This window comes from Bradyrhizobium sp. AUGA SZCCT0169, assembly GCF_018130085.1.
In the GTDB taxonomy this organism is placed as follows: domain Bacteria; phylum Pseudomonadota; class Alphaproteobacteria; order Rhizobiales; family Xanthobacteraceae; genus Bradyrhizobium.
The window spans coordinates 1-26,724 of the sequence record NZ_JAFCMC010000034.1; the positions used below are offsets into that span (position 1 = coordinate 1).

Genomic DNA, 26,724 nt, shown 5'->3' on the forward strand with positions numbered 1-26,724 from the left:
CCATGAAGCACGGCCTCGAATACTTCCACGCCGCCGCCGCAGGATGGAGCCTCAGACATGTGTGCATGCCCTAGGGCGAAGGCCGGGACCCATAACCACAGCTGGTTGCTGCTGCACCGGGCTGTGGCTCCAGCCTTTTCAATAACAAGCGATGGTGGCTATGGGTCCCCCGATGCGCAATTGCGCATCTGAGCCTTCGCCGGGACGACGGGGTTTTGGGCTTGCCCCCTTTGAACCATCCGGCCATGGCGGACTCAAAGGGTTGACGACCATGGGGCCGCCGCGCCATTGAGCATAGGCCCGCAAGCCTCCACAGAAAGCCACCATGCCCATTCGCCTGGACAGAAGCAGCGCCGATTTCGACCAGCGCTTTGGCGCCTTTCTCGGCGCCAAGCGCGAAGCATCCGCCGATGTCGAGCGGGCGACCCGCGCCATCGTCGATGACGTGGCCGCGCGCGGCGACGTCGCCCTGCTCGAGGCGACCCGCAAATTCGACCGGCTGGATATCGCAGCCTCCGGCCTGCGCGTTACCGCTGATGAGATCGCGGCCGCGACCAAAGCCTGCGACAGCGCCACGCTGGATGCGCTGAAATTCGCGCGCGACCGGATCGAGATGTTCCATCGCCGCCAACTCCCCAGGGACGAGCGCTTCACCGATGCGCTCGGCGTCGAGCTCGGCTGGCGCTGGAGCGCGATCGACGCGGTCGGCCTCTATGTGCCCGGCGGCACGGCGGCGTATCCGTCCTCGGTGCTGATGAATGCGGTGCCGGCCGCGGTGGCCGGGGTGCCGCGCGTGGTGATGGTGGTGCCGTCGCCGGACGGCAAGCTCAACCCGCTGGTGCTGGCGGCAGCCGAGCTCGGCGGCGTCTCGGAAATCTACCGCGTCGGCGGCGCGCAGGCGGTGGCCGCGCTCGCCTACGGCACCGCCACGATCGCGCCGGTGGCAAAGATCGTCGGCCCCGGCAACGCCTATGTCGCCGCCGCCAAGCGGCAGGTGTTCGGCAAGGTCGGCATCGACATGATCGCCGGCCCCTCCGAAGTGCTCGTCATCGCCGACGACACCGGCAATGCCGGCTGGATCGCGGCTGATCTTTTGGCGCAGGCCGAACACGATGCCAGCGCGCAGTCGATCCTGATCACCGACAGCGAACGTCTCGCCGCCGAAGTCGAGCAGGCGGTGGAAGCACAGCTCGTCACCCTGCCGCGCGCGGAAATCGCCCGTGCCTCGTGGCAGGATTTCGGCGCCATCATCATGGTGAAAAAGCTCGACGAAGCCGTGGAGCTGGCGAACGCCATCGCCGCCGAGCATCTCGAGATCATGACCGCGGATTCCGAAGCGCTGTCGGCAAAAGTCCGCAACGCCGGCGCGATCTTTTTGGGCTCGCATACGCCCGAGGCGATCGGCGACTATGTCGGCGGCTCCAACCACGTGCTGCCGACCGCGCGCTCGGCGCGGTTCTCGTCGGGCCTCGGCGTGCTAGACTTCATGAAGCGCACCTCGATTCTCAAATGCGGGCCGGACCAGTTGCGCGCGCTGGGACCCGCCGCGATGACCCTGGGCAAGGCCGAAGGTCTCGATGCCCATTCACGCTCGATCGGATTGCGTCTCAACCTGTCATGACCAAGCCGCCCGCAGACGAGGATCCGCAGAATCGCATTGTCGCGGTGACGCTGGACGAGGAGTCGATCGGGCGTTCCGGGCCTGACATCGAACACGAGCGCGCGATCGCGATCTACGACCTGATCGAACAGAACCTGTTCGCGCCCGACGGGGCGGAGGGCGGCCCGTTCACCCTGCACCTTGCCATCACCGGCAACCGGCTGATGTTTGACATCCGCCGCGAGGACGGCACGCCTGTGGTGGCGCATCTGCTGTCGCTGACGCCGTTCCGGCGGATCGTGAAGGATTATTTCATGATCTGCGACAGCTATTACCAGGCGATCCGCACCGCGACCACCGACAAGATCGAGGCCATCGACATGGGCCGCCGCGGCATCCATGACGAGGGATCGCGCACGCTGCAGGAGCGGCTGAAGGGCAAGGTGCGCGTCGATTTCGAAACCGCGCGGCGGCTGTTCACGCTGATCTGTGTACTGCACTGGAAGGGGCAGGACGCATGACCCCGAAAAGTGCGAAGCGGTTTTCGGATCAGGTCATGCGTCAAATAAAGCGCGGGATCCGACTTTCGGAGAGGCTCGCGCCCCGAACCAGAGAAGACTGAGCGCATGGACGCGCCGCCCCGCGCGCGCAATCCGCAGGCCGTCTTGTTCGCATGCGGCCTGAACAGCGTGCGTTCGCCGATGGCCGAAAGCCTGCTGCAGCAGATGTTCCCGCAGGCACTCTATGTGAAATCCGCCGGCGTCAAGAAGGGCGAGCTCGATCCGTTCGCGGTCGCCGTGATGGCCGAACTCGGCCAGGATATTTCCGGCCACAAGCCGCAGACGTTCGAGGAGCTCGAGGATTGGGAAGGGCTCAATTTCGACCTCATCATCACGCTGTCGCCCGAGGCGCATCACAAGGCGCTGGCGCTGACGCACACGCTGGCCGCCGACGTCGAATACTGGCCGACGCCGGACCCGACCGACACCGAAGGCAGCCGCGAGCAGAAGCTGCAAGCCTATCGCGACGTCTGCGACGGCCTCTCGCTGCGCATCCGCCGGCGGTTTTCGAAGGTGGGCGCGGCGAGCGGATGAACCACCCTCGGTGTCGTCCCGGCCTTGAGCCGGGACCCATACGCCGCAGCGGGTGTGATTTAGGGCGGTAGCTGTGGCATCTTTCTTTTCAGCCACGAGGGCCGGTGGTTATGGGCCCCTGCGTTCGCAGGGGCGACGGAGATAGTGAAGCCACCACAACCACTTGCCACCCGGTTGTGAAAACCACGCCCTTCCGATAGGTTCCGCGCGCATTCGTCCCCTCGATTCCTCTGCCTCCCAAAAATCAGCATGCTTGGCCGTCCCAAATTCGTTCTTGCCTCCGGTTCGCCGCGACGGCTCAGCCTGCTCAACCAGGCCGGCATCGAGCCCGACGCGTTGCGCCCCGCTGACGTCGACGAGACCCCGAAGCGGGGCGAGCTGCCGCGCGCCTGCGCCAACCGGCTGGCGCGCGCCAAAGCGGATGCCGCGCTGAAATCCGTGCAGCTCGATGATGAGCTGCGCGGTTCCTTCATCCTCGCCGCCGACACCGTGGTCGCGGTCGGCCGCCGCATCCTGCCGAAGGCGAACCTAGTCGACGAAGCCTCGCAGTGCCTGCGGCTGCTGTCCGGCCGCAACCATCGTGTCTACACGGCGATCTGCGTGGTGACGCCGAAGGAAGCCTTTCGCCAACGCCTGATCGAGACCCGCGTGCGCTTCAAGCGGCTCAACGAGGACGACATCCAGGCCTATATCGGCTCCGGCGAATGGCGTGGCAAAGCCGGCGGCTATGCGGTGCAGGGCATCGCCGGATCGTTCGTGGTCAAGATGGTCGGCTCCTACACCAACATCGTCGGCCTGCCGCTCTATGAAACGGTCACGCTGCTCGGCGGCGAAGGTTTTCCGATCCGCTTCGGCTGGTTGAATGCCAGCTGACCCGCCCAAAGATGAAGCGCCGTCGAAGCCTTCATCCAAGCCGTGCCCGGAATGCGGCAAGCCGGCCGAGAACCCCAAAACCTTACCCTTCTGCTCCTCCCGCTGCCGCGACGTCGACCTGAACCGCTGGCTGTCCGGGCGCTACGTCATCCCCGGCAAAGAGAATGAGGGAGAAGACGAGGAGTAGGGCGGCTCTCTCAACGAGTCGCATCGCGGAGAGAGCCCCCACCCAGAGTTCGTCGCCGCCGACTGGCCCAGGAACCATATGCCCCGACACCAAATACCGCTTATTCCCCAACAATTTGGCGGATAACTCCCAAGCGGGCCTGCCGCGCCGTAGCCGAAGGCGAAGGCGGGTGGACACGGCCCTCTCGCCCCACTATAAACCGCCCGCTCCGGGCCGTTTTCGCCCCGCAGTGCCCAGGTAGCTCAGTTGGTAGAGCATGCGACTGAAAATCGCAGTGTCGGTGGTTCGATCCCGCCCCTGGGCACCATTAACCTCAGTAACGCCGCATCCCGAAAGAGTTGCCGAGCAGGGGCTTGTCCCGCTTGGGCGAAGCCGGATGGTTCGATCCCGCCCCTGGCACCGTTTGATGACCCGAGAACCTGACGCAGCGGCCCCGGCTTCCACCCGCAGGCAAGGCCGGGGCGCCGGATCGCAGCTATCTCCGTGATGTTACGGGAGTTTTGACAAAACATTAAGCCTGCCCGAACACCAAAACTTAAGGCTGCTGACGCTACGCTCGAGGATTGCAAGATCCCGGCGGTGCCCGGCCCGCGGCCATGCGGAACGCGGGCGGTTCAGGCGAAGATAGTCGATGTCATATTTCAAGGCGTTGCTATGCTCTGAGAGCGCAACCGTGGGTTTCCGGCTCGCACGGGATTGCGTGCTGTGATTCACGCCCGCAGATTGGTCCGCAAAGCTGCCAAGGCAATCCTGCGAAATGCCCCGCTGCAGATCGCGCTGTTCTTCTTGCCGCTGGTGTGGATCGGCTACTTCGCGATCACGTCTTCGGAACGGGCGGAAGCGCTGCAACAGGCGCGGGCGCACGGAGACAGTGTCGCTGAACTGTTTGAGGAAAATTCCGAGCGGATATTCGAACGGGTGGATCAGTCATTGCGGGTCGTGCGTGCGCTTTACGCACAGGATCCGGCCACCTTCAGCCTGAAATTCTGGGCCGGCAAGGCGCAGATGGCGAGCGGCGACGTGGTTCAGTTCTCGCTGATCGGACCGAACGGCTATTTGTTCGATACGACGACCGGCTATTCCGGCCCGCCGCTCTATCTCGGGGACCGGGAGCACTTCATCAAGGTGATGGAGCTGACCGAAGATCGGATCTATGTCGCAAAGCCGGTGTTCGGGCGGGCGTCGAACAAATGGACCATCCAGATCGCAAGAAAGCTGTTCGACCACGGGAACGGTCCGGCGGGCGTCGTCGTCGGCTCGATCAGTGTGGACGTGGTCGGCAGGTTCTACGAAACCGCAAAGCTCGGTGTCGGCGGAACCCTCGTTCTCAGAAATAGCGACTACATCGTGCTCGCCGCGCGGGGAATAGACCAGGGCGCGGTGTTGGGACAGCGCAATCCCGGCCACGCTGAAGGCGAGTTACGGGACCGCTCCTATAGCCAGTACTGGAACTGGAGCGGGAGCGAAGGTCGCCCGAACCGGACCAACAGGTTGATCACCGCGCGCAGATCGCGGGTTTTTCCGCTGATCTTTACCGCCGGCATTTCGGAGCAGGAGATCTATTCGCGCTCTGAAGCCAGGAAGAAAATCTATCTCGGTGGAGCACTTCTGCTCACGTTCATCATCCTGACGGCGACCGCGCTGCACTGGCGAAGACAGAAGGCGCTCGATGCGGCGCAGCGCGAACTGCGCGACTCCGTGAGCAAATTCGAGGACGCGCTGCGAAACCTTCCGCAAGGGCTCAGCATGTTCGACGGCGACGATCGCCTGATTGCGTTCAATCGACAATGGCTCGATGCCTATGGGCTTTCGCCTGAGAACATCAGCGTCGGCATGGATTTCCGCGAGGTGTTTGCGCACCAGGAGGCCGTGCGCGATCTCGACGCCTATCTGGTCGACCTCAAGGACCGGCTCGCCAAATCGGAACACACCTCCAACACGGTGCAGTTTCCGGACGGGCGCGTCATCTACATATCCTATGGACGGCGCGAGAGCGGCGGCTGGGTTGCGACGCATGAAGACATCACCGAACGCAAGGCTTCCGAGGACCGGATCGAGAAGCTGGCGCACTATGACAGCCTGACCGGCCTTGCCAATCGCAACCTGTTCAAGGGGTCGCTTGACGAAGCGCTGGACAAGTATTTTCTGCACCAGACGCCGTTCGCCGTGCTGTTGCTGGATCTCGACAAGTTCAAGTCCGTCAACGACGCGCTCGGCCACCACTGCGGCGATGCGCTGCTCAAGCAGGTCGCCGGCCGGATCAAGGCGCAGGCCCGAACCGTCGATACGGCGGCCCGGATCGGCGGCGACGAGTTTGCGCTGATCGTGGCGCCGGGGCCGTCCGCGCTGCAGGACGCCGCCGCAACGCTCGCCGCGCGCCTGGTCCAGGCCATTGCCGAGCCCTATGAAATAGACGGCCACCCGGTCGTGATCGGATGCAGCATCGGTGTCGCCGTGGTGCCCGGGCATGGCACGCGCATCGATGAAATTCTTCGCAATGCCGATCTTGCGCTCTACAAGTCGAAGAACGCCGGTCGAAATTGCTTCCATCTCTACTCGCCGGAACTCAAGGCCGAAGCCGACCAGCGCGACATCCTTGAAATCGAGCTTCGCGAGGCGATCTGGCGCGAAGAGATCGAGGTGTTCTATCAACCCATATTCGAGCTCTCGACCGGCCGCGCGAAATCGGTCGAGGCGCTGGCGCGCTGGCGCCACAAGACCAGGGGCCTGATCCCTCCCGCCGAATTCATTCCGGTGGCGGAACGGGGAGGGCTGATCGGCGAGCTCGGCAATCTGGTGCTCGCCAAGGCGTGTCGCCATGCCGTGATGCTGCCGGACGACATCAAGGTTGCGGTCAACCTGTCTGCTCTGCAATTTGCCGGCGGCAGTCTCGTCGATTCCGTCATGGTCGCGCTGGTCGACAGCGGACTTGCCGAGACGCGGCTGGAGCTCGAGATCACCGAGAGCGTCTTTCTGGCCGACAGCCAGGAAAATCTCAAGACGCTCGAACGCCTGAAGCGACTCGGCGTTTCCATCGCGCTCGACGATTTCGGCGTCGGCTATTCGTCACTGTCCTATCTGACCGCCTTTCCGTTCAACAAGGTCAAGATCGACAAGTCCTTCATCGACAGGATCGGTCGCGCCGAGACCGTTGCCGTCCTCGGATCGATCGTTCAGCTTGCGAAGACGTTGAACCTTTCGATCGTCGCCGAAGGCGTCGAGACATCCGAACAGGTCGAAAAGATCCGCGCGCTCGGCATTGCCCTGGGCCAGGGATACCTCTTCAGCAAGCCCGTGCCGTTCGGCGAACTGTTGCTGCAGGTTCTCCCCGAGAGCGAGCGGCAGGCCGTGGCGTGATAGATCGTGTAGGGCGGATTTAAGCCGCAGGCGTAATCCGCCGCCTTCGGTTCAACGCTAATCGAACGTGCTTCGTTTGGCCAGGGACGGCGGATTACGCCTTCGGCTCCAATCCGCCCTACTCGAGCTCTGGTTCAGTCCGCCCTTCGAGATTGCGTAGGTCGCAATCGAGGGATTTGCGAGGATTGCGTTGATCGACGACATGTTGATGAAGACGCCGCCGTTGCCCCCGGCAATCATCGCCCACGCGGCAGCCTGAACACCGAGAAAAGGCCCCTTCAGGTTCACGCCCAGGACCTTGTCGAAATCGTCGTCGGAGATCGTGAGGAAGTCCTGGCTGCGAACAATCCCTGCGTTGTTGATCATCACGTCGAGTTGGCCGAACTCTCGTACAGCGATGTCGACCGCACGCTCGACATCCGCGCGCCTGCTGACGTCGGCGATGACCGTGCGCAGGCGGTTTGCCGAACCGTCTGACATGCTCGCAAGGTCGGCAAGGCCGGCCTCATCGAGGTCGATCGCGACGACGCTCGCGCCGTCATTCAGGAACCGTTCGACGCAGGCCCGGCCCAATCCACGCGCGCCACCCGTGACGATGACGACTTTTGAATGCTGCGTCGGGAAGACGCCGGAGCTGTCGCTGTTTCCTGAGGTCATGATGCCACGCGCCTGTTGCTCCGCTCTTGCCAATGCAGAGCTGAGCCGACACTGCCATGTCCGTTGCCGGCAGGCGTCTAGTATATGGTGCGAACAGCTATAGCGAAATTGGATCGGTCAGGGATGTGCCTCACGTTCGCAGCGCGTAGGGCGGATTGGAGGCGAAGCCGTAATCCGCCGTTGTGAGCTAGTTACGTGACAGTGAGCTAAACATTCTCGAGTGCGTGGCACGTGCAGCGCGTAGGCGGATTTAAGCCGAAGGCGTAATCCGCCGCCTTCGATTTAATGCCAATTCAGCCTGCGCTCCGCCGAATACGGCAGCGCCTTATGATTACCTCATCATGGGAGTGGCAGGGGCCGGTGATCGGATGGAGAAGCGCCGAGATATCGGCGAGCGGCTATGCTTGCTCGTCGTTGGCAAAGAACGGCGGATTACGCCTTCGGCTCCAATCCGCCCTACAAGCTCTACGGTTACGCTGTTCCTGAATTTCAAACTCACCCCGCCACCAGCAACCTTAACACCGCATCATACCGAATGCCCTGCTCGCCAACGAGGGCCATCGCATCGACCTTGGCGCCGGCGTCGTTATACGTGCCGAAAAATCCGATGTATTGGACGCGGGCCACCATCGGTCGGTCTGTCGGGGTATGTTCGTTACTGGTCATCTTGCCTTTCCAGCTTCCGCCAGAGCATTCGTAGTTGCCGGTGTAGTAGACGTAGGCGTCGCCGCCGTGGATCTCGCCGTCGCGCAGGATCAGGACGCCGCCGACGTCATCGGCCACGCCGTCGCGGGATTTGGCGGATAGCGAATAGAGCCCGTTCCTGATCATGAATGTTTCCACGCCCGATCGCCAGCCAACATTGCCGGCGCATACCCGCTGCTCACCCGTGCACCTTGCCGCTCCGGGAGGCGCGACTTAAACTTATAACCGGCGGACACCGAAATGGCGACGCAATCGCCCGGATGGATCCGTCGTCGGGAGGATTTCATGAAAACGCTCATCGCCGCGGCCGTGGTTGCCGGGATCGCCCTTAACGCGGCCAGTGCCGCGCCATTGCCGGAAGCAAAGCCCGACGAGGCGGGATTCTCGCAAGCCGGGCTCGCCCGGCTGGATGATTTCTTCGCGCGCGAGATGTCGGCGAAACGCGTGCCCGGCGCCGTGGTCGCCATCGCGCGGGACGGCAAGCTCGTCCACTACAAGGCCTATGGCCAGCTCGATCCCACAAAAGGCACGCCGATGCCACTCGATGCCATCTTCGCGTTGGCGTCCATGACCAAGCCGATGGCGGCGGTTGCAGGGTTGACGCTGATGGAGCAGGGCCGTCTGCCGCTGCAGGCCAGTCTCTCGCAATATTATCCGGCGTTTGCCGAGATGAAGGTGGGCGTGCCGCAGGCCGATGGCACGATCAAGATGGAGCCGCAGGCGCGGCCGATCACCATTCACGACCTCTATCGCCACACCTCCGGCCTGATGTATGGCGGCCGGCCGGACAGTTCGAGCCTGGTCGCGCGCCTCTATCCCGACGGCACCGCGCCGGCCATCGAAGGCGATACCCCGGCCTTCATCGACCGCATCACGAAGCTGCCGCTGGCGCATCAGCCGGCGACGGCATTCGAATATGGCTTCTCGATCGACGTGCTGGGCGCGGTGGTCGAGAAAGTCAGCGAGCAGCGGCTCGGCGAATATCTCGGGGCGAATGTCTGGAAGCCGCTCGGCATGAAGGACGCCACCTTCCGCCCCGCGGAGGCGCAGCGCGAGCGTCTCGCCCGTCCGTTCCCCAACGACCCGCTCACCGGCAAGCCGCAGGCCATCAAACTGCTGGACACGCCGACCAAGTCCGATTGCGGCGGCGCCTGCGCGTTTGCGACCGTCGGCGACTACATCCGCTTCGGGCAGATGCTGCTCAATGGCGGCGAGCTCGACGGCCAGCGCGTGCTCGGCCCGAAGACGGTGCATCACATGACCAGCAATCACCTCGGGCCCGGGATCAAGAACAACGTGGCAAACGTCGAGCCGCATCGCGGCGGTTTCAGCTTCGGCCTGTCGGTGGCGGTGCGCACCCATGAAGGCCTGTCGGCGGTCCCCGGCAATCCCGGCGAGTTCAGCTGGAACGGCGCCTACGGCACGCAGTTTTTCGCCGACCCGAAGGAGCGTCTCGTCGTGGTGGTCGGAACCGCGGCGCCAGGCGAATTGCGCAAATATTATCGCGAGCAAGTCCAGGACATCGTCTACGGCGCCATGGTGAAGTGAATCTTGTAGGATGGGTAGAGCGCAGCGAAACCCATCATCTCTCCCCCGTGCAAGCATCGATGGGTTTCGCCGAGTTTATCATCGGGCCGGCCAAAGGCCGGACCCGTTGGCTCTACCCATCCGACGATCTACTGTCGTGCGGTCCGCCTGCTACCGGCTCCGCCAGATGCAGGAATTCGTCGAACGCGACGGCGCCTTCCGCAACGCTGTGGCACGCGCGACTGTCGATAAAGATTTGCGCGTCATGGTCGAAGATCTCGACGATAAAAAGGGGCTGCCTTGCGGCGCAAGCCACTGAGGCAGCGTGCATGCGAATTTCATAGTCGCCGATCCACGCCAGGGAAATCGCCTCACCCTCGGGGCGGGACACCAAGCTGACATAGGCTCGGGAAATTCGCAGCGTTGTAAAATTGTATTCCAACGCACGTCCCACAGCGAAACCTCGCGCTTTGTTGGTCGGCCGCACGATTACCAGCCCCGCCATTACGGGACGCTGGCGGTGAAATTAATGTTTCGAAAGATGGGCCGTGGAATGGCTGCTTAATTTCGGCGCTGTTCCCTTCCCGTCATTGCGAGCGAAGCGAAGCAATCCATATTGCGCCTGGCCGAGGCGTGGATTGCTTCGCGGAGCCTGTCATCGGGCGCGCATTCGCGCGACCCGGTGGCCCGCAATGACGACATGAAGACAGTAGTGCGACAAATTAACCCGACGGGCAAAATTCCGCTTTCCTCGTCGGGCAAATCATCTCTACGAATTTGCGCATCCCGTCCTATCAAGAGGGGCGTTGGCCATCGTCACAACGAGGGGCGGGTCGCGGTGGACGCTGAGGTCGCGATTGACGGTCGCGGCTGAAGCGTACGGTGAAGTCGTGTGGTCCTGACGCCCGTAACGGCGTCAAGTCCCGTGGGAGCTAACGCTTCCGAGGGGCGACGGTGGCAATAGAGGCCGTCTCACCGGGGAGAGCACGAAGTAAGCCGTAAAGCCATTGCGCAGGGAAGGCCGGATGCTCTCCGCTGGACCTGTATGCTCGTGTGCGTGTTCTTGTTGCACAATTGCACACGGGACCGCGGGTGCAGCGCGCACCCGGTCTTCCCTGCGCCCTCTCATTTGAGGGCACGGAAATTTCTGGCAAAGCTCGGGCGCGATGCGTCGCGAGAATGCGAAGCTGCGTTTACATAATGGTGCAAGGCGCGCGCGGCAAACACCGCCGTCGTCCCGGCCTTTTGAGCCGGGACCCATACGCCGCGGCCCATCGGTTAAAGCGCCGGCGTCAGAGACCTTCTGCCAACAACGACCGCCGCGGCGTATGGGTCCCGGCGCAAGGCCGGGACGACCAATAGATGGGCTATTTGAAAATTGAATCAGAGCAAGCCGGGCCGCGCCCGGCGTAGCCCTTTTGGGCGAAGCCGGGTCCTTAACCTCTATGGCGATCCTTCACACCAGGGTCGTATTGGAGTCACGTTGCCGCGCTACATGAGCGCCAACGGGAGTGCGCATGACCAAGATTTCGCCGAACAACTTCAATCCGGAACTGGTTTCAATGATGAGATCGGTGCTGGAATTGGCCTCGGCCCATGTCGACAGCGCGTCGGGCAAGCCCGCCACGCCGGCGATCAAGGTCAAGATGGCGTCGCGCATCCTCGCAACCGCCGCCGCAGGCGTCACCGACGCCGGCCAGTTGCAATCGGCCGCGATCGAAGAGGGGCTGTGCCCGGCGGACTGAGGCGCGCCTTCCTTTTAGAAGCTTGCGTTTAGAAGTTCGCCGCGCCGAGATCGTAGGAGCCGCGGCTGCCGCGCACGTAAACCCGGGCGGCGGCGGCGCAGATCCTGTCGCGGTTGGCGTCGAAGGCGTTCAGGCAGCCCGATTCATCGAGCGGAGTACCCGGCTGGATGCGCGCCAGCGCCGTCTCGTGGACATAGAACGAGGCCTCGATCGCGCTGTCGTAGCCCCAGAATCGCACCGCGCGCCGGGTGTGGTCATAGGCTCGGCTATGGTTCGGAAAATCGATCATGATGGTCACCAGTGACCGTGACGCCGGCCCCAATAGTGGCCGCCGCTAAACAACGCCACCACGACAACAACAAACAGGACAGGTTCAAAACCCAGGATCGGTTCCATCGGAATCCTCCACTGGATTGCGGCTGCGTTCACCGCAAGTCGGCTGGGACAACGGCCCATTCAGGCCGTTGTTCCCACTGGAACCGCGATGAAATCAGGTCGAGTAGCAGCGGCGAAGGGACTTCGCTCCCTCTCCCGCTTGCGGGAGAGGGCTGGGTGGGGGTCTCGCTAGCCGCCGTAGAGATATTTCGGCAGCCACAGCGTCATGCCCGGCCACATATACATGAAGACCATGCAGACGATCACGATGAACATGTAAGGCATCATGCCGGAAAAGATCTGGTTCAGCGTGACGTGCTTGGGTGCAACGCCTTTCAGGTAGAACGCCGACATCGCCACCGGCGGCGACAGGAAGGCGGCCTGCAGGTTCACGAACACCAGCACGCCCCACAGGATCGGATCGACGCCGAAGTGCTTGAGCATCGGCAGGAAGATCGGCACGAAGATCACGATGATCTCGGTCCATTCCAGCGGCCAGCCCAGCACGAAGATGATCGCCTGCGACAGGATCATGAACTGGAGCGTTGTCAGGTTGAGCGACAGCACCCAGCTCTCCAGCAGCGCCTGGCCGCCGAGAATCGCGAACACCGCCGAGAACAGCGCCGAACCGACGAACAGCCAGCACACCATCGACGTGGTCTTGAGGGTGAGGAACACCGCCTCCTTGGTTTTTTTCCAGTTCAGCGTGCGGGCATGGAACGCCAGCAGGAAGGCGCCGGCGGCGCCCACCGCCGCCGATTCCGTGGCGGTCGTGATGCCGAACAGGATCACGGCGAGCACGACCACGGTCAGCAGGCCAAGCGGCATCACCGAGGTGATGAGCAGCCGCAGCACCTCGAACTGCTCGGCCTCCATGATCGCGTAATAGTAGAACAGCAGCAGCAGCAGGACGGCCGCGGTGAACCCGAAATACAGGTAGAAGCCTTCCGGCGGCCCGGACGCCGACGGCGGGGCGGCAGTTTCGCTCTGCAGATTGCCCATCTGCTGCAGCACCTCCGGCTCGCCCTTTTTGGCCGCGCCGGACTGCTGGACCGAGCTGCCCAGTTCCTGAAGCTTTTCCTCGACCGGCTCGCTGCTCGGCGCCCCCTGTCCGAGCGGGGTCGGCGCCTCGCTGCGCTCGATGGCGGTGGGCGCATCCGGCTGCTGGTGGATCACGACGTACCACCAGATGCCCCACAGGGTGCCGAGCGTCATGACCAGCGGCACCAGCACGAACGACAGGCTCTTGAGGATCGTGCCGTAGCCGAGCCGCGCGCCATCCACCGTGATGGCAAGGGCCCGCGACGGGGCCACCGTCGCGGCCAGCAATGCCGGCAGCATCTTTCGCGAGTAGAGCTGCTGGATCTGCGTCACCCACGGCCGCACCGGCACCCGGGTCTCGCTCTCCGGCAGTTTGGGTGCGATTTTGGGGTTAATCAGCGCCCAGCCGATGATGTAGACGAGGTAGAGGAACGCCAGGAAGAAACTCGGAAACATCGCCGCGGCATACAGCTTGACCACCGACTGCCCGGCGACCGCCGCATAGACGATGATCATGACCGAGGGCGGGATCAGGATGCCGAGCGTGCCGCCGGCGGTGATGACGCCGGAGGCGAGTTTCACGTCATAGCCGGCCTTGAGCATCGGGTTGAAGGCGATGACGCCCATCAGCACCACGACGGCGCCGACCAGGCCCGAGGCAATGCCCCAGAAGGTGCAGACGATCAACGAGGCGACCGCGAGCGCCGCCGGCACGCGCCGGAACGCCAGCTGGATGGCGTAGAACATCTTGTCCACCAGCGCGCCGCGTTCCATCACATAGCCCATCAGGACGAACAGCGGGATGGAGATCAGGACGTCGTTGGTCATCGCGCCATAGGTGCGCTGGACCATCAGGTCGAAGATGTGGTTATCGGCCCAGGATTCGCCGGCGCGGTAATAGGCGAAGAAGCCGAAGAACATGCCAAGCCCCATCAGCGTGAACGCCGTGGGGAAACCCATGATGATGACGACGACGATGAGTCCGAGCATCAAAAGCCCGAGTGCCGGATCGCTCATGGCTGTGACGCTCCGCCCAAGCCGCGCTGGCGCGCGCTCTCCTCGATGTTCTGCGCGTGCTCGATCGCGTTGCGGCGCGTTTCATCGTCGACATGCTCGCTCAGCGCCAGTTGCTCCTCGACGACATCGATTTCGCTGACGTCCTTGAGGCGGCTCGGCCACACGCCGGTCTTGAGGCAGATGACGCAGCGCGCGATTTCGGCGGACCCCTGCAGCAGCAGCAAAAAGCCGGCCAGCGGGATCATCGCCTTGAAATGATAGACCGGCGGTCCGTCCGCGGTCACATTCGAATGCTCGTTGATGCGCCATGACAGCGCGGCATAGTCCCAGCCGGCATAGGCCAGCGCCGCGATCCCGGGCAGGAAAAACACGATGTAGAGCACCAGATCGAGCCCGGCCTGGGTGCGCGGCCGCATCGAGGAATAGAGAAAGTCGCCGCGGACGTGGGCGTTCTGCGCCAGCGTATAGGCGCCGCCGAGCATGAACGCCGCGCCGTACAGCATATTCGACGCGTCGAAGATCCATGCGGTCGGCATGTTCAGGATGTAGCGCTTGAAAACCTCGGCGCAGACGAGAAGCATCAAGCCCATCACCAGCCAGGCGGCCGCCTTGCCGGCAAAGGTGCTGATACCGTCGAGGGTATGCAGAAAACGGTCGCTGTTCATGAAATCTGGACTGCTTGGTACGGGCTGCCTGGTACAGGAATGATCCGGACGGGGTCGGGCGTAATGGCCGACCTGAGATCCGGCGCCGCGTCGGAGCGCGTTCACGTCGTGAATGCGCAGGCGATGGCCAGCCGACGATACAAGACCCCGCCCGGGATTGCCATCCCGGACGGGGTCTGTTGGCCGATTCTATTGCCGTTAGGTCCGCTTCTTGGCGTTGGGTCCGAAGTAGTGGTTATACGCCATGCGGCGGTTCACCACCGTGTCCTGCTCCCACTGCGTCGCGCGCTTGGCGAAGGCCAGCTGGGACGCCACGATCTCCTTGAACAGCGGATTCTCCGCCGACTTTTTCTCGACGACCTGATCGTAAATATCGAGCTGCGCCTGCAGCACCGAGTCAGGGGTCTTGTAGAACTTGACGTTATCCTTGGTCTGCATCTCGGCGTAGTCTTTCGAATACCGGTCGATCGCCTTCCAGGCCATGTCCTGCCCGGCCGCTTCGGCGGCGTTGTCGAGGATCGCGCGGATCTTCGCCGGCAGCGCGTCGTACTTGTCCTTGTTGAACATGATCTCGAACTGCTCGGCATTCTGGTGATAGCTCTGCAGCATGCAGATCTTGGACACGTCGGGGAAGCCGAGGACGCGGTCCGACGTGGCGTTGTTGAATTCGGCGGCATCGAGCAGGCCGCGATCGAGCGCAGCGACGATTTCACCGCCGGGCAAGGCGTTGACCGCGGCACCCATGCCGCTGAACACGTCGATCGAAATGCCGACGGTCCGGAACTTGACGCCCTTGAGGTCGTCCGCCTTGGTGACCGGCTTCTTGAACCAGCCGAGCGGCTGGGTCGGCATCGGCCCATACGGGAACGAGACGACGTTGGCGCCGATCGAGTTGTACAGCTTCGCCAGAAGCTCCTTGCCGCCGCCGTACTTGTGCCAGGCCAGCAGCATGTTGGCGTCCATCGCATAGCCGGGACCGGAGCCCCACAGCGCGAGCGCGTTCTGCTTGCCGTAATGATAGGCGAGCACGCCGTGGCCGCCGTCGAGCGTACCCTTCGAGACCGCCTCGAGCAGGCCGAAGGCGGGCACCACGGCGCCGGCCGGCAGCACCTCGATCTTGAGGTCGCCGCCGGTCATGTCGTTGACCTTCTTGGCGTAGTCGAGCGCATACTCGTGGAAAATGTCCTTGGCCGGCCAAGTGCTCTGGAAGCGCATGCTGGTCGCGCCTTGCGCGCTGGCGATGCTCGGTGCCGCGACCGTTGCTGCGGCGCCCGCGGCGGCCGCTTTCAGGAAGCGGCGGCGGCTGGAAGTGGTGTCCTTTTTGGATGTCGTCATGGTTTCCTCCCCGTTTTGACGGCGATCCAACCGAGGATGCGCCCCTTATTATTGGAAGGGAGACAAAGGCTTGCGCAGGTGTTTGGCAAGAATGTTCGGGAAGATGCGACGCTTCGACGCGGCAGATGGTGAACAACGTCGATGACTGCTTCCGGATTTATTCCGAAGGCGCTGAATTAAATTTCGCAAGCCCGCGATGTCGTATGCGACTTTCGTTTAAGTCACGGTGCGCGCGCGCCGTCCCTCGATCGGATAGGCGGGATCGTTGAACCCCGGTGTGGATGGATGCCCACTCACGACCAGCCGGTCGATCAGCGCTTCGTCCTCCGACGTGAAGCGATAATCGAGCGCCTTCAGGTAGTCGTCCCACTGCTGCTCGGTGCGGGGACCGGCGATCACGGCGGACACGAATGACGAGTTCAGCACCCATGACACCGCGAACTGCCCGGCGGTGATGCCGCGCCCTTCGGCGTGCTCCTTGATTTGCTGCGCGAGCTGCAGCGATTCCGGCCGCCATTCGGTCTGCATCATGCGCTTGTCGTTGCGGCCGGCGCGGCTGTCCTTGTCGGGCGTGGCATCGGGCAGGTACTTGCCGGTCAGCACGCCGCGCGCCAAGGGGCTATAGGGCACGATGCCGAGACCGTAATAGCCGCAGGCCGGGAAGTGCTCGACCTCCGGCATCCGGTTCATGGCGTTGTAATACGGCTGGCTCACGATCGGACGATCGATGCCGTTGCGGTCGCAGATGTTGCAGATCTCGGCGACGCGCCAGGCGCGGTAATTCGAGACGCCGAAATAGCGGATCTTGCCCTGCCGCATCAGGTCGCCCATCGCGCGCACGGTCTCTTCCAGCGGCGTCGCGTGGTCTTCCTTATGCAGATAGTAGATATCGATATAGTCGGTGCCGAGCCGCTTCAAACTCTCTTCCGCCGCCTGCAGCACCCAGCGCCGCGACAGCCCGCCGCAATTGGGATCGTCACCGATCTGGTTGGCGAGTTTTGTCGCGAGCACCCAACTGTGCCTGATGTTGGCAATGGCGCGGCCGACCACTTCCTCGGACTTGCCGCCATTATAGGCGTCCGCGCTGTCGATGAAATTGATCCCGGCCTCGCGTGCCTTCGCCACGATCCGCGACGACGTCGCTTCGTCGGTCGGCCCGCCGAACATCATGGTGCCGAGGCAAATCGGTGAAATCTTCAGGCCGCTGCGGCCGAGTTGGCGATATTGCATCGGGCGGATCCTCTAACTTGAGCCGTCATTCCGGGGCGATGCGAAGCATCGAACCCGGAATCTCGAGATTCCGGGTCTGGTGCTAACGCACCATCCCGGAATGACGGTGTCTAACTTTCATTCTTCAATATTTTAAACACGCCCGATGCCATCGCGATACAGCGCTGGTCGACGGTGACTTCGGTGGTGATGAAAATCAGGCTGCGGGTGGCGCGCACCACGTGTGGCTTCGAGATCAGCACCTCGCCGATCCTGCCGGACTCGACGAAATGCGTGTCGAGCTGCACGGTCGCCAGCGTCGGTTTGCCCGAGACGTGTCGCGCGGTGATGCCGCAGGTGCGATCGGCAAAGGTCATCAGCACGCCGCCCTGCACCAGGCCGCGGCGGTTGTGATGCTTGTCCTCGGTGATCAGCGCGAATTCAAGCTCGCCGTCGAGCGTTCGCTGCCACAGGGGTCCTATCAGATGCAGGAATCCGGTCGTCTCGACGATTTTCCAGCCATCGGATTTGAGCTTCTCCGTGGCGGCCCTGGTCGTCATCTGATGCATTCCGTTCCCTGCAGGCGGTCATGTCCTGAACGTCATTTCATCAAACGCGGGAGTATTGTAGTCAAGCGTCATGGCCCGTTCATTTGATGATGCCACCCGGCGAAATATCGCAGAGCTTGTTGCAGCTTTTTCGCGGGCGACCGCGGATGAGCCGGAGCCTGCGCTGAAGCGGGCCGCCGTTGTCATCGCGCTCACCGAAAGCGAGAATGGTGCCGAAACGGCGTTTCTCCTGACGCGGCGTGCCGAGGGCCTGCGCTCCCATTCGGCCCAATGGGCGCTGCCGGGCGGACGCTGCGATCCCGGCGAGACGCAAGTCCAGTCGGCGTTGCGCGAGCTTCATGAAGAACTCGGCCTGGAGCTCGGAGAGAGCGATGTGCTGGGCCTGCTCGACGACTATCCGACGAGGTCCGGCTATCTGATCACGCCGGTCGTGGTGTGGGCGAGCACGAAGGCCGCGCTGGTGCCGAACCCGGCGGAGGTGGCTTCCGTGCATCGCATCGCGCTTGATGAGATCGAGCAGCAAGATGCGTTCAGCTTCACCAAAATTCCCGAAAGCACACGGCGCGTGATCCGCTTTCGCCTCGCCGGCCAACACATCCACGCGCCGACGGCGGCACTGATCTATCAATTCCGTGAAGTGCTGGCCGGCCGCAATACCCGCGTGGCCGAGCTGGAGCAGCCGGTGTTCGCCTGGAAATAGGGCGTCCTGAGTTCGTCATTGCGACACGTTGGCTCGCAACGACGATGGGTAGGGTTGTCTGGAACACGGGTTGCGGATGTCGGCAGTTTCAGCGACCATACGGCCAACAAGAACAATGATCCCAAGGGAGTGCTGAATGCGCGGTAACGCTTTAGCCGTCATCATCGCCGTCGGCTTCGCCGCCAGCCTCAACAGCGCGCAAGCTCAAAACTATCCGACCCGGGCGATCACGCTGGTGATTCCGTTTGCGCCTGGTGGTTCGACCTCGATCGTCGGCCGCGGCATCGCCGACAAGATGAGCGAACTGCTCGGCGAGAAGGTGGTGGTTGACAACCGCCCCGGCGCCGGCGGCACGATCGGCACCAAGGCCGTCGCCAAGAGCGATCCCGATGGCTACACGCTGGTGCTGGGCTATACCGGCACGCTCGCGATCGGGCCCTCGCTCTACAAGAGCGCCGGCTACGATCCGCGCAAGGATTTCGCGCCGATCGGCCTGATCGGCAATGCGCCGAATTCGCTGGTGGTGCATCCGTCGTTTCCGGCCAAGACCGTTGCCGAACTGATCGCGCACGCAAAGGCCAATCCCGGCAAGGTCAATTTCGGCTCGGCCGGCGCCGGCACGGTCAGTCACATCACCGGCGAATATTTCGCCCGCACCGCCGGGATCACGTTGGTGCATATTCCCTACAAGGGAACCGGTCCGGCGCTGACCGATCTGTTGGGTGGCCATATCCCGATGGCGTTTGCGCCGATCCCGGCCTCGCACCCCAACGTCTCGGCCGGCAAACTGCGCGCCCTCGCGGTGACCAGCACGACCCGCTCCGGCCTGCTGCCGGACGTGCCGACGATGGCGGAAGCGGGCCTTGCCGGCTTCGATGCGTCGCTGTATTACGGCCTCGCGGCGCCTGCCGGCACGCCGCGCCCCATCATCGACAAGCTCAACAAGGTGCTGCGCGACGCACTTGGCTCCGACGAGGTCAAGAGGCAATTGGCCAATGACGGCACCGAAATCACACCCGGCACGCCGGAGGACTACGCCGATTTCATCGACAAGGATGAAAAGAAGTGGTCGCAACTGATCAAGACCAGCGGCGTCGAGCAGGAGTGAGCGGCACCGCGCCGCGCCGTTTCGGGCACTTTGTTAACCGATTTGAGCCCGGCAATTGATACAACGGGGCCATGCGCCTGCAATTGATTCGCCTTTATTTCTGCCTTGTCGCGCTCGCGCTTCCCGCGGGCGCGCCGCCGGCTTTGGCCATGGACGCGCTGCCGGCCTCAGCGGCGGATGCGATGGCGCAGGCGGCCTCGCCACAGGCGATCGCGGAATATCGCCGCAAGCTGAAGGAATATCAGGCCGCGCGCGCCGCATTCGAGCAGGAAGCCGAGCCCTACTGGAGCGCGATTGCCGAAAAACGGCGTGGCCGCAATGCCAAGCGGCGCGAGCGCCAGGCCATCACGCTCAATGATTATGTGCTGACGCAGCCGCCGCTTTACGACGGGCCGAAGCGGCCGGTGGATCCGGAGCCCGACGACAAGCCGCGCGAGCGCAAGCCGCTTCCGGTGGTCTCCGATTTCCTGCAAGCCGCCGCGGCGCATTTCCAGTTTACGCCGCAGCGGCCCGCCAGCGAAGTCGAGTTCAAGCGCGCCTATGGCCGCGTCGCATTGGCTTCCGGGCTGACGCGCGAGCAGATCGTTCGGGTCTATTCGTTCGAGACCGGCGGCAACGGCAATCACGACATGCAATCCGGATTGAGTTCCTCGCGCCCGGGCTCGCGCGCGATCTCGACGGCGGTTGGCTACAACCAGTTGCTCACCACCAACACCGTCTCGCTGCTCGCCGAACAGGGGCATGACATCGTCAAGGCGTTGACGGAGAAGGCCGCCGGCCTGTCAGGACCGGCGCGCAAGGCGATGGATCACAAACTGGCGGTATTGAAGCGGATGGTCGCGTTCACGCGCTCGGTGCCGGTGCAATGGTCGGAGCACGAGAAGCTCGCCAGCACGCCGCAGGGCTGGGGGGTCCACGCCATGGTGCTGGACATCGACGTCGGCCCGCTGCTGCAGACCCACAAGCTGCTGACCTCGGTGCTGTTCGCGCGCGCCAAGGGTTACACCAGGCCGCTCAGCGCCGCTGAACTCGAGATGATGAACCTGACCGGTGACAGCACCGGCCTCGACATGGTGACGATGCCGCAGGCGATGCGCGAGCAGGTGCCGACCTCGAATTTCTTCCAGCGCGGTGGCTACGAGCGCAACCCGGTCGCGATCCGCCACAACACGGTGGCAAAACTGCTTGCGATCACCGACGAGCGGATGGACGTCAACAGCGGCAAGCCAGGTGCGAAGGAACTGGCGGCGGCGTTTTAGGCGACTCTGCTGAAACATCGTCGTCCCGGCCTTGAGCCGGACCCATACGCCGCGGCCCCTCTGTGTGGACGCTGGCGTTAGAGACCATCCGTTACAATGACCGCCGCGGCGTATGGGTCCCGGCGCCTGATGCGCAATTGCGCACTAGGCCGGGACGACAAGCGGTGGTTAAGCGCACCCCTCAATTCGCGCCGAACTTGAACTTGCCGTCGTCTTCGAGGTAGGGGCCGGTGCGCATGTAAAGCTGGCCGTTCTCGCCGACGAAGAACAGCGTGCCCTTCGGCACTTTCTTGGCGCCCTTCAGCAGCGTGCCGGCGTTGTTGGTGCCCAACTTGTACGCAACCGTCTTGCCGTCTTTGCCGTAGGCATAGCCCGTGCCGGAGGTCAGCTCCCAGGGCGTTGGCGCGGCGGCCTGTGCGAATGCAGACGACGTCAGCCCGCCGAGCGCGGCCGCGATCAAAAAGGTCTTGGCTGAAATTCCCGTCATCGTTGTCCCTCCCAGCGGCCAAAATTGGCTTCTGCCCCATTCGTTTGAACAAATCACGAACGTCATTATTCCGTCAATGGTACCTTCGCCGCATCACGCCTTCATCTGCGACTTTGTGATTTCCCGCCTTCGACTTCGCGACTATGTTCCGGTTTCCGGTTACAAACCGCTATTGCCAGAAACGTTATAGGGATGATTCGGATGAACCTCGTCATGAAGATTGGTTTCGGTGTTGCGCTGTCTTTCATGACGCTGGCTTCCGCTGTCCAGGCCGACGAATTCAAGCTCAGCAACAACCAGCGGATTGCCTGCAGCCGCGGCCTGAGCCCCGGCAAGCTCAACACCGCAACCTGCAGATCGTACGCGTATGTCTTCAACATCAAGACCTCGGAATATTTCCGCTGCCAGGTCACGCTGGCGCTGACGCGCGACAACAAGGAAGTCATCAACGTGCAGGCCGACGGCAACTGCGCCAAGAAGCCCCGCATCTTCGAGACCGATTCGAACTATTCGTTCGACGCCACCGAAACCGAACCGCCGAACACCAACTCGTTCTTCGGGCCCGGCGGCTATGCGGTGTGGGCCAGCGACAACAATGCGCGCAAGGTGCGCGGCTGCATCATCATCTCGTCCGGCCTCGGCTCCGACATCTCGAAATGTCTCGACATGAAGTTCGATTGATGGGCGGCGGGCGTGACAGCCGCCCCCTCCGCGCCGGGCGCGCCGCCGCCGCCCTGGCCGTTTCCTGAACGAATCCGGTTTGAGGGACGCGCGATGTCCCTCGAACCGCTTGCCGTCGGACACGCGGACGAGCTCTGGCACGCCGCGCAGGGCGCCGATGCGTCATTTGCCTATTTGCGCTACGGGCCGTTCGCGCAGCAGTGCGACTTGCTGGAGTTGATCACCGAACTGGCTGCGCGGGCCGATCAGCCGTTCTGGGCGGTGCGGGCGAAAAGCAGCGGCGTGGCTCAAGGCTGGCTCTCGCTGTGCGATATCTATCCTGCCGACGGCGCGATCGAAATCGGGGCGATCTGGTTTTCGCCGCGGCTGCAGCGAACCCGGGCCGCGACCGAAGCGATCTTTCTCCTGATGCAATATGCGATGGAGGAATTGCAGTACCAGCGGCTGGTCTGGCGCTGCAACGCGGCAAACCAGGCGTCGCTGAACGCGGCCGCGCGCTACGGTTTTACGCCGGAAGGTACATGGCGTGGTTCGGCCTTCAGCAAGGGGCGTCGCTGCGACGTGGCGTGGCACTCGATCATCGCCGCCGAATGGCCGGCGCGCCGCGCCGCCATCGCCGCGTGGCTCGCGGACGGGAATTTCGATGAACATGGCCGCGCGCGCACGCGGCTGGTCCATCCGTGAGCCAGTTCTTGACGAAGTTCGGCTGAGCCCGACCGAGCGCCCCTCACGGCTTTTGCCCGACGGGGGATGGCAGCACGGGGGGCGAGCGGGCAAATTTCTTGACCCCGAGCGGCTTGCTGAACAGATAGCCCTGGACCAGATCGAAACCCATGTCATGCGCAGCGAGAAAATCGGTGCGGGTTTCGACGCCCTGGGCGATGGCGCGCGCGCCGTGGTCCTGCGCCAGCTCGACGATGTGGCGGCATACGGTCTGCTTCAAGCGGTCATCCGCGCAGCCGGTGACAAACTGATGATCGACTTTCAGCTCGACGAATGGAAAGTTCCGGAGCCCCATGAGCGCCGGCCATTCCGGGCCGACATTATCGACGGCAATCGCGATATTATGCAGGCGCACCTGTCTGGCGACGTCGATCACGAGATCCAGATTGTCCGTCACCTCGGCGCTGTCGATCTCGATGATCAAGCCGCCGAACGCGGGATGGTCGGGCATTCCGAGACAAAGGTCGCGCACCGTTTCGCGGCCCCTTAAAAACGAAACCGGCAGGTTGATCGAGAGATCAACCGGACCTTGCTGCTCCAGAAGGTAATGCCAATCCTCAATCGCGCGGCCGATCACGAACTCGGACAGCGCGCGATAATGCGGATCCTTGTCGTCCGGAATGAAATACGCCGGTGGAACGACGCCCCAGGCGGGATGTCGCATCCGCACCAGCGCCTCAGCGCCGCAGGGAATCAGGGTGCGGGCATTGATCTTTTGCTGATACCACAATTCGAGCCACCCGGCCTTCAGCGCCTCGGCCACGTCCACCGCCGGGCTCGGCGCCGGTTCGGTGGGCAGCAGCGAGGCGACGCTGGCCCGCAACGTTCCGGCGCTGAAGGGCGTCGGCAGCGATGGCAGCATCGCGATGTCGTATTCCTCGGCAATTTGCCGAACCGCCTTTACCATAATCGAGTCCGGTGGGCCGATGATGAGCACCTTGCCGCCGAAATTTTTCCGGACCAGAACTTCGAGAATTTCGCCGACTTCGGTCCCGTTGACGGACACGCCGAGCACGACGAGGTCGGGCTGTTGTGCGTCAAGCACTCCCGCCAACTCGCTTGCACAAGCGCATGCGCTGGTGATGAAGCCGAGTTCCTCGAGCGCGTCAGAGAGGAACAGCCGCAGGTGTTTCTTGGCGTCGGCCACGCAGGCGCGGGGCATCATCCTTCGTAGTCCGAAGCCACCGGCGCGCGCATGCGCGTTTGCATTGATCAGATTCATTCCGTCCCCCTGCTCAGATATCGACGCTAGTCGTACATCCGCGCGGCGGCGCTAATCATGGAGTTTTAGGGACACGGTGATGAATGCGTGGGTAAGGTTAAAGCCGCCAATGAAATTAGAATTGTAACGAAAGCGGCAAGTCATCTGGCTGTAATATGACAACTCGGGAGCCCAACGGAGATCCATCCGTTGGTCGTTGCTGTCGTCGGCATGTTCTATGAACTGACGCGTGCATTGCGCGCTGTTTCATTGCTGGACGCGCGTTAACGCCTGTGGTCGCTTGTCGGCGCGGCCACAGTTTATGTTCGCGCCGAACAGAAGAATCGCTTCATCGCAGGCGGGCCGTGCGGAATGCGATCGTCACTCCGGCTTGATGCCGGCGAATTTGGCCACCTTGCCCCACTTCTCGGTTTCCGCCAGCACGTAAGCCTGCATGTCCGCGGGCGACCCGCCGGCCGGCTCGGCGCCGAGCTTGCGCAGCCGCGCGATGCCGTCCTCTGTCTTGAGGAATTTGTCGACGCTGGCGTTGAGCCTGTCGATGATCTCCTTCGACGTCTTGGCCGGCGCACCGATGGTGAACCAGGATGCCGCCTCGTAACCGGGTACGCCGGCTTCCGCGATCGTCGGCAGATCAGGCAGGCCCGGCCAGCGCTTGGCGGAGGAGACCGCCAATGGACGGATCGAGTTGGATTCGGCGAACGGCTGCGAGGCCGGCAGATTGTCGATCGTCAGCTGCACGCGGCCGGCGATCAGGTCGGTCAGCGCCGGTGCGCTGCCCTTGTAGGGAACGTGAGTCATCTCGACGCCAGTCATCGACTTGAACAATTCGGTCGAGACATGCGCGGTGCTGCCGAGCCCCGGCGTGCCGTAGAACAACTCGCCCGGTTTCGATTTGGCATAGGCGATCAGCTCCGCGACCGATTTCACCGGCAGCGAATTGGTGACCGAACAAAGATTGGGTACCCGCGCGATGATGATGACCGGCGCGATATCCCTGGCCTGGTCGTAGTTCATGTTCTTGAACACGAACTGGTTGATGGCGTGCGTGCCCGGCGTTCCCACCACGAAGGTGTAACCGTCGGGCTCGGCCTTCGCGACGAATTCAGCCGCGATGTTGCCGCCGGCGCCGGTCTTGTTTTCGACGATGAATTGCTGGCCGAATTCCTCGGAGACTTTTGCCGCGACCACGCGCGCCAGGATGTCGGTGGTGCCACCGGCCGCGAACGGCACGACCAGTTTGACCGGCCGTGTCGGCCATTGATCGGCGCCCGCCCGCCGCGGCAACAGCGACATACCGCCAAGGGCAGCGGCGCCGGTCAGCACAGCGCGGCGGCTCAGGCGGTGCGGATGGATAATCTTCGAAGTCATGTCGGTCCCTCCAAAATTTCGGCGGACCGTATTTGTTAATCGGCGCGACCGCCACCCCCGTCGGCGTCATGCCTCGGGGCTCCGGCATCATGGCGCAGAATCCGATCAGGCCGATAGCGGCGAATGACGCAAGAAGCGCACGGTCAAAGAAATGACCGCGGCCCTTGGCGGACCGCGGTCAAATGCAATCAGAAAATTGCAGGCAGCCGGCGTTAGCCGCCGATGCCTTTTTCCTTGAAGTACTTCAGCGCGCCGGGATGGAACGGGATCGGCGAGCGATCCTGTACCTGGTTGTCGAGCGAGAAGCTCTCGGCTTCCTTGTGCACGGCAACGATGTCGGCCTTCTTCTCCACCAGCGTCTTGACGATCGTGTAGGCATCGTCGTTGCTCATCTTGTCGCCGGTCACGATCAGGTTCCAGACCTCGGCGATGGAATTGTCCTTGTCGTAGCCGGGATAGGAGCCTGCCTTGATCTTGCTTGACGTGTAGAGCTTGCCGTACTTGGCATTCATCTTCGCGGCGAGGTCGCCGTGATCGATCAGCTTCATCTTGATGCCCGGCGTTGCCGCCAGATCGGTCACCGCTGCGGTCGGAATGCCGCCGACCCAGAAGAACGCGTCGATCTTGCGGTCCTTGATGGCGTTGACGGATTCCGCGACGCCGAGTCGCTCGCGCTTCATGTCCTTGTCCTTGTCGAGGCCGGCGGCCTCGATGACGCGGAACGCCATCACTTCGGTTGCGCCGCCCGGCGAACCGGTCGAGACGCGCTTGCCTTTCAGGTCGGCCATGGTCTCGATGCCGGTGCCTTCGACGGTCACCACGTGCATGCGGTTCGGATAGACCACGAGCAGCGCCTGCAGCGGCAGCTTGCCACTCTTGAACTTGTCCTGGCCCTGCAGCGCGTCGAGCGCGGCATCGGCCATGGTGAAGCCCATCTCGCTCTGCCCGGTGCCGATCAGCTTGAGATTGTCGATCGAGCCGCCGGTGACCTCGGCGGTGGCCTGCACGTTGGGAAGGCTCTTTGACAGCACGTTGGCGACGGCGCCGCCAAGCGGATAGTAGACGCCGCCGGTTCCGCCGGTACCGATCGACATCGTCTTCTGCTGGGCATGGACGATGCCGGCGAAGGCGAGTCCGGCCGCAACAGTCACAGCCAGCACGGCCACGGTCTTTTTCATTATTTTCATCTCAATTACTCCCTTGAACCTATTCTTGACGTT

The 26,724-nt window shown here is 63.1% G+C and carries 26 protein-coding genes and 1 tRNA gene; 14 read left to right on the top strand and 13 right to left on the bottom strand.

Going from position 1 to position 26,724, the window contains the following annotated elements:
* Positions 1-325: 325 nt before the first annotated feature.
* From hisD to JQ609_RS35310, 7 genes are all read left to right on the top strand, one after another.
* Positions 326-1,621, top strand: a complete 1,296-nt coding sequence (gene hisD / locus JQ609_RS27695) for a histidinol dehydrogenase (protein ID WP_212276056.1) — start codon at positions 326-328, stop codon at positions 1,619-1,621.
* Positions 1,618-2,121, top strand: coding sequence for a UPF0262 family protein (locus JQ609_RS27700; RefSeq protein ID WP_212276057.1), 504 nt, complete (start codon positions 1,618-1,620; stop codon positions 2,119-2,121). The genes hisD and JQ609_RS27700 overlap by 4 nt, the downstream gene beginning before the upstream one ends.
* 105 nt (positions 2,122-2,226) lie before the next feature.
* On the top strand, positions 2,227-2,694 hold the full coding sequence (locus JQ609_RS27705) for a low molecular weight phosphatase family protein (protein WP_212276058.1): 468 nt from the start codon (positions 2,227-2,229) through the stop codon (positions 2,692-2,694).
* Positions 2,695-2,943: 249 nt separating this feature from the next.
* Complete coding sequence (locus JQ609_RS27710) at positions 2,944-3,567, top strand: Maf-like protein (RefSeq protein WP_212038174.1); 624 nt, start codon at positions 2,944-2,946, stop codon at positions 3,565-3,567.
* Positions 3,557-3,754, top strand: a complete 198-nt coding sequence (yacG, locus tag JQ609_RS27715) for a DNA gyrase inhibitor YacG (protein WP_212209883.1) — start codon at positions 3,557-3,559, stop codon at positions 3,752-3,754. Before JQ609_RS27710 ends, yacG begins: the two co-directional genes overlap by 11 nt.
* A 231-nt stretch (positions 3,755-3,985) precedes the next feature.
* Positions 3,986-4,061: transfer RNA gene (locus JQ609_RS27720), tRNA-Phe, on the top strand.
* A gap of 398 nt (positions 4,062-4,459) precedes the next feature.
* Entirely contained in the window at positions 4,460-7,111 is a 2,652-nt protein-coding gene (locus JQ609_RS35310; protein ID WP_212276059.1) for an EAL domain-containing protein, read from the top strand.
* Between the two features lie 57 nt (positions 7,112-7,168).
* Here JQ609_RS35310 and JQ609_RS27730 read toward each other — a convergent pair whose 3' ends face one another.
* On the bottom strand, positions 7,169-7,768 hold the full coding sequence (locus JQ609_RS27730) for an SDR family NAD(P)-dependent oxidoreductase (RefSeq protein ID WP_212276060.1): 600 nt from the start codon (positions 7,766-7,768) through the stop codon (positions 7,169-7,171).
* A 495-nt stretch (positions 7,769-8,263) separates the two neighbouring features.
* A complete protein-coding gene (locus JQ609_RS27735) occupies positions 8,264-8,599 on the bottom strand; it encodes a GrlR family regulatory protein (protein ID WP_212276061.1) in 336 nt (111 codons plus the stop codon).
* 159 nt (positions 8,600-8,758) lie between these two features.
* Between JQ609_RS27735 and JQ609_RS27740 the strand changes: the two genes are divergently transcribed.
* Positions 8,759-10,021 (top strand): serine hydrolase, encoded by a 1,263-nt coding sequence (locus JQ609_RS27740; RefSeq protein WP_212276062.1) that lies wholly within the window; start codon positions 8,759-8,761, stop codon positions 10,019-10,021.
* A gap of 112 nt (positions 10,022-10,133) precedes the next feature.
* Here JQ609_RS27740 and JQ609_RS27745 read toward each other — a convergent pair whose 3' ends face one another.
* Positions 10,134-10,505, bottom strand: coding sequence for a hypothetical protein (locus JQ609_RS27745; RefSeq protein WP_212276063.1), 372 nt, complete (start codon positions 10,503-10,505; stop codon positions 10,134-10,136).
* 1,012 nt (positions 10,506-11,517) lie between these two features.
* On the opposite strand from JQ609_RS27745, the gene JQ609_RS27750 reads away from it, so the two are divergent.
* A complete protein-coding gene (locus JQ609_RS27750) occupies positions 11,518-11,745 on the top strand; it encodes a hypothetical protein (protein ID WP_212036264.1) in 228 nt (75 codons plus the stop codon).
* A gap of 28 nt (positions 11,746-11,773) precedes the next feature.
* On the opposite strand, the gene JQ609_RS27755 is transcribed toward JQ609_RS27750, so the two are convergent.
* The 6 genes from JQ609_RS27755 to JQ609_RS27780 all read right to left on the bottom strand — a co-directional run bounded on the left by JQ609_RS27755 (position 11,774) and on the right by JQ609_RS27780 (position 17,947).
* Positions 11,774-12,034 carry a DUF1488 domain-containing protein gene (locus JQ609_RS27755; protein ID WP_212209877.1) on the bottom strand — a complete coding sequence of 87 codons (261 nt, stop codon included), beginning with the start codon at positions 12,032-12,034 and terminating at the stop codon, positions 11,774-11,776.
* Between the two features lie 275 nt (positions 12,035-12,309).
* Complete coding sequence (locus JQ609_RS27760) at positions 12,310-14,178, bottom strand: TRAP transporter large permease subunit (RefSeq protein WP_212276064.1); 1,869 nt, start codon at positions 14,176-14,178, stop codon at positions 12,310-12,312.
* Positions 14,175-14,843 (bottom strand): TRAP transporter small permease subunit, encoded by a 669-nt coding sequence (locus JQ609_RS27765; RefSeq protein WP_212209875.1) that lies wholly within the window; start codon positions 14,841-14,843, stop codon positions 14,175-14,177. Before JQ609_RS27765 ends, JQ609_RS27760 begins: the two co-directional genes overlap by 4 nt.
* Before the next feature lie 198 nt (positions 14,844-15,041).
* A complete protein-coding gene (locus JQ609_RS27770) occupies positions 15,042-16,178 on the bottom strand; it encodes a TRAP transporter substrate-binding protein (protein WP_212209874.1) in 1,137 nt (378 codons plus the stop codon).
* A gap of 216 nt (positions 16,179-16,394) precedes the next feature.
* Complete coding sequence (locus tag JQ609_RS27775) at positions 16,395-17,408, bottom strand: aldo/keto reductase (RefSeq protein ID WP_212276065.1); 1,014 nt, start codon at positions 17,406-17,408, stop codon at positions 16,395-16,397.
* A gap of 110 nt (positions 17,409-17,518) precedes the next feature.
* Complete coding sequence (locus tag JQ609_RS27780) at positions 17,519-17,947, bottom strand: PaaI family thioesterase (RefSeq protein ID WP_212209872.1); 429 nt, start codon at positions 17,945-17,947, stop codon at positions 17,519-17,521.
* 79 nt (positions 17,948-18,026) lie between these two features.
* On the opposite strand from JQ609_RS27780, the gene JQ609_RS27785 reads away from it, so the two are divergent.
* The 3 genes from JQ609_RS27785 (at position 18,027) to JQ609_RS27795 (ending at position 21,023) form a co-directional block, all read left to right on the top strand.
* Positions 18,027-18,656 (top strand): CoA pyrophosphatase, encoded by a 630-nt coding sequence (locus JQ609_RS27785; RefSeq protein WP_212276066.1) that lies wholly within the window; start codon positions 18,027-18,029, stop codon positions 18,654-18,656.
* Positions 18,657-18,792: 136 nt separating this feature from the next.
* Positions 18,793-19,764 carry a tripartite tricarboxylate transporter substrate binding protein gene (locus tag JQ609_RS27790; RefSeq protein ID WP_212276067.1) on the top strand — a complete coding sequence of 324 codons (972 nt, stop codon included), beginning with the start codon at positions 18,793-18,795 and terminating at the stop codon, positions 19,762-19,764.
* Between the two features lie 71 nt (positions 19,765-19,835).
* The gene (locus JQ609_RS27795) at positions 19,836-21,023 is read left to right on the top strand and encodes a hypothetical protein (RefSeq protein WP_212276068.1); all 1,188 of its coding nucleotides are present in this window, start codon (positions 19,836-19,838) and stop codon (positions 21,021-21,023) included.
* Positions 21,024-21,204: 181 nt separating this feature from the next.
* Here the strand turns inward: JQ609_RS27795 and JQ609_RS27800 are convergent, their stop codons facing one another.
* Positions 21,205-21,510 (bottom strand): hypothetical protein, encoded by a 306-nt coding sequence (locus tag JQ609_RS27800; RefSeq protein ID WP_212209868.1) that lies wholly within the window; start codon positions 21,508-21,510, stop codon positions 21,205-21,207.
* A 201-nt stretch (positions 21,511-21,711) separates the two neighbouring features.
* On the opposite strand from JQ609_RS27800, the gene JQ609_RS27805 reads away from it, so the two are divergent.
* Entirely contained in the window at positions 21,712-22,191 is a 480-nt protein-coding gene (locus tag JQ609_RS27805) for a hypothetical protein (protein WP_212209867.1), read from the top strand.
* Positions 22,192-22,284: 93 nt separating this feature from the next.
* Entirely contained in the window at positions 22,285-22,875 is a 591-nt protein-coding gene (locus JQ609_RS27810; protein ID WP_212209866.1) for a GNAT family N-acetyltransferase, read from the top strand.
* A gap of 43 nt (positions 22,876-22,918) precedes the next feature.
* Here the strand turns inward: JQ609_RS27810 and JQ609_RS27815 are convergent, their stop codons facing one another.
* The 3 genes from JQ609_RS27815 to JQ609_RS27825 all read right to left on the bottom strand — a co-directional run bounded on the left by JQ609_RS27815 (position 22,919) and on the right by JQ609_RS27825 (position 26,691).
* Entirely contained in the window at positions 22,919-24,136 is a 1,218-nt protein-coding gene (locus JQ609_RS27815; RefSeq protein ID WP_212276069.1) for an EAL domain-containing protein, read from the bottom strand.
* A gap of 360 nt (positions 24,137-24,496) precedes the next feature.
* A complete protein-coding gene (locus JQ609_RS27820) occupies positions 24,497-25,504 on the bottom strand; it encodes a tripartite tricarboxylate transporter substrate binding protein (RefSeq protein WP_212209864.1) in 1,008 nt (335 codons plus the stop codon).
* A 212-nt stretch (positions 25,505-25,716) separates the two neighbouring features.
* On the bottom strand, positions 25,717-26,691 hold the full coding sequence (locus JQ609_RS27825; RefSeq protein WP_212276070.1) for a TAXI family TRAP transporter solute-binding subunit: 975 nt from the start codon (positions 26,689-26,691) through the stop codon (positions 25,717-25,719).
* Between the last annotated feature and the right edge of the window lie 33 nt (positions 26,692-26,724).

What these genes read in the sequence shown, in the direction of transcription:
- hisD (WP_212276056.1), top strand. Translation starts at nt 326, where the DNA reads ATGCCCATTCGCCTGGACAGAAGCAGCGCCGATTTCGACCAGCGCTTT.
- JQ609_RS27780 (WP_212209872.1), bottom strand. Translation starts at nt 17,947, where the DNA reads ATGACGACCAGGGCCGCCACGGAGAAGCTCAAATCCGATGGCTGGAAA.
- JQ609_RS27760 (WP_212276064.1), bottom strand. Translation starts at nt 14,178, where the DNA reads ATGAGCGATCCGGCACTCGGGCTTTTGATGCTCGGACTCATCGTCGTC.
- JQ609_RS27785 (WP_212276066.1), top strand. Translation starts at nt 18,027, where the DNA reads ATGGCCCGTTCATTTGATGATGCCACCCGGCGAAATATCGCAGAGCTT.
- JQ609_RS27745 (WP_212276063.1), bottom strand. Translation starts at nt 10,505, where the DNA reads ATGGCGGGGCTGGTAATCGTGCGGCCGACCAACAAAGCGCGAGGTTTC.
- JQ609_RS27775 (WP_212276065.1), bottom strand. Translation starts at nt 17,408, where the DNA reads ATGCAATATCGCCAACTCGGCCGCAGCGGCCTGAAGATTTCACCGATT.
- JQ609_RS27790 (WP_212276067.1), top strand. Translation starts at nt 18,793, where the DNA reads ATGCGCGGTAACGCTTTAGCCGTCATCATCGCCGTCGGCTTCGCCGCC.
- JQ609_RS27700 (WP_212276057.1), top strand. Translation starts at nt 1,618, where the DNA reads ATGACCAAGCCGCCCGCAGACGAGGATCCGCAGAATCGCATTGTCGCG.
- JQ609_RS27705 (WP_212276058.1), top strand. Translation starts at nt 2,227, where the DNA reads ATGGACGCGCCGCCCCGCGCGCGCAATCCGCAGGCCGTCTTGTTCGCA.
- JQ609_RS27765 (WP_212209875.1), bottom strand. Translation starts at nt 14,843, where the DNA reads ATGAACAGCGACCGTTTTCTGCATACCCTCGACGGTATCAGCACCTTT.
- JQ609_RS27805 (WP_212209867.1), top strand. Translation starts at nt 21,712, where the DNA reads ATGAACCTCGTCATGAAGATTGGTTTCGGTGTTGCGCTGTCTTTCATG.
- JQ609_RS27825 (WP_212276070.1), bottom strand. Translation starts at nt 26,691, where the DNA reads ATGAAAATAATGAAAAAGACCGTGGCCGTGCTGGCTGTGACTGTTGCG.
- JQ609_RS27770 (WP_212209874.1), bottom strand. Translation starts at nt 16,178, where the DNA reads ATGACGACATCCAAAAAGGACACCACTTCCAGCCGCCGCCGCTTCCTG.
- JQ609_RS27730 (WP_212276060.1), bottom strand. Translation starts at nt 7,768, where the DNA reads ATGACCTCAGGAAACAGCGACAGCTCCGGCGTCTTCCCGACGCAGCAT.
- JQ609_RS27815 (WP_212276069.1), bottom strand. Translation starts at nt 24,136, where the DNA reads ATGAATCTGATCAATGCAAACGCGCATGCGCGCGCCGGTGGCTTCGGA.
- JQ609_RS27735 (WP_212276061.1), bottom strand. Translation starts at nt 8,599, where the DNA reads ATGATCAGGAACGGGCTCTATTCGCTATCCGCCAAATCCCGCGACGGC.
- JQ609_RS27740 (WP_212276062.1), top strand. Translation starts at nt 8,759, where the DNA reads ATGAAAACGCTCATCGCCGCGGCCGTGGTTGCCGGGATCGCCCTTAAC.
- JQ609_RS27710 (WP_212038174.1), top strand. Translation starts at nt 2,944, where the DNA reads ATGCTTGGCCGTCCCAAATTCGTTCTTGCCTCCGGTTCGCCGCGACGG.
- yacG (WP_212209883.1), top strand. Translation starts at nt 3,557, where the DNA reads ATGCCAGCTGACCCGCCCAAAGATGAAGCGCCGTCGAAGCCTTCATCC.
- JQ609_RS27755 (WP_212209877.1), bottom strand. Translation starts at nt 12,034, where the DNA reads ATGATCGATTTTCCGAACCATAGCCGAGCCTATGACCACACCCGGCGC.
- JQ609_RS27810 (WP_212209866.1), top strand. Translation starts at nt 22,285, where the DNA reads ATGTCCCTCGAACCGCTTGCCGTCGGACACGCGGACGAGCTCTGGCAC.
- JQ609_RS27820 (WP_212209864.1), bottom strand. Translation starts at nt 25,504, where the DNA reads ATGACTTCGAAGATTATCCATCCGCACCGCCTGAGCCGCCGCGCTGTG.
- JQ609_RS27800 (WP_212209868.1), bottom strand. Translation starts at nt 21,510, where the DNA reads ATGACGGGAATTTCAGCCAAGACCTTTTTGATCGCGGCCGCGCTCGGC.
- JQ609_RS27750 (WP_212036264.1), top strand. Translation starts at nt 11,518, where the DNA reads ATGACCAAGATTTCGCCGAACAACTTCAATCCGGAACTGGTTTCAATG.
- JQ609_RS27795 (WP_212276068.1), top strand. Translation starts at nt 19,836, where the DNA reads ATGCGCCTGCAATTGATTCGCCTTTATTTCTGCCTTGTCGCGCTCGCG.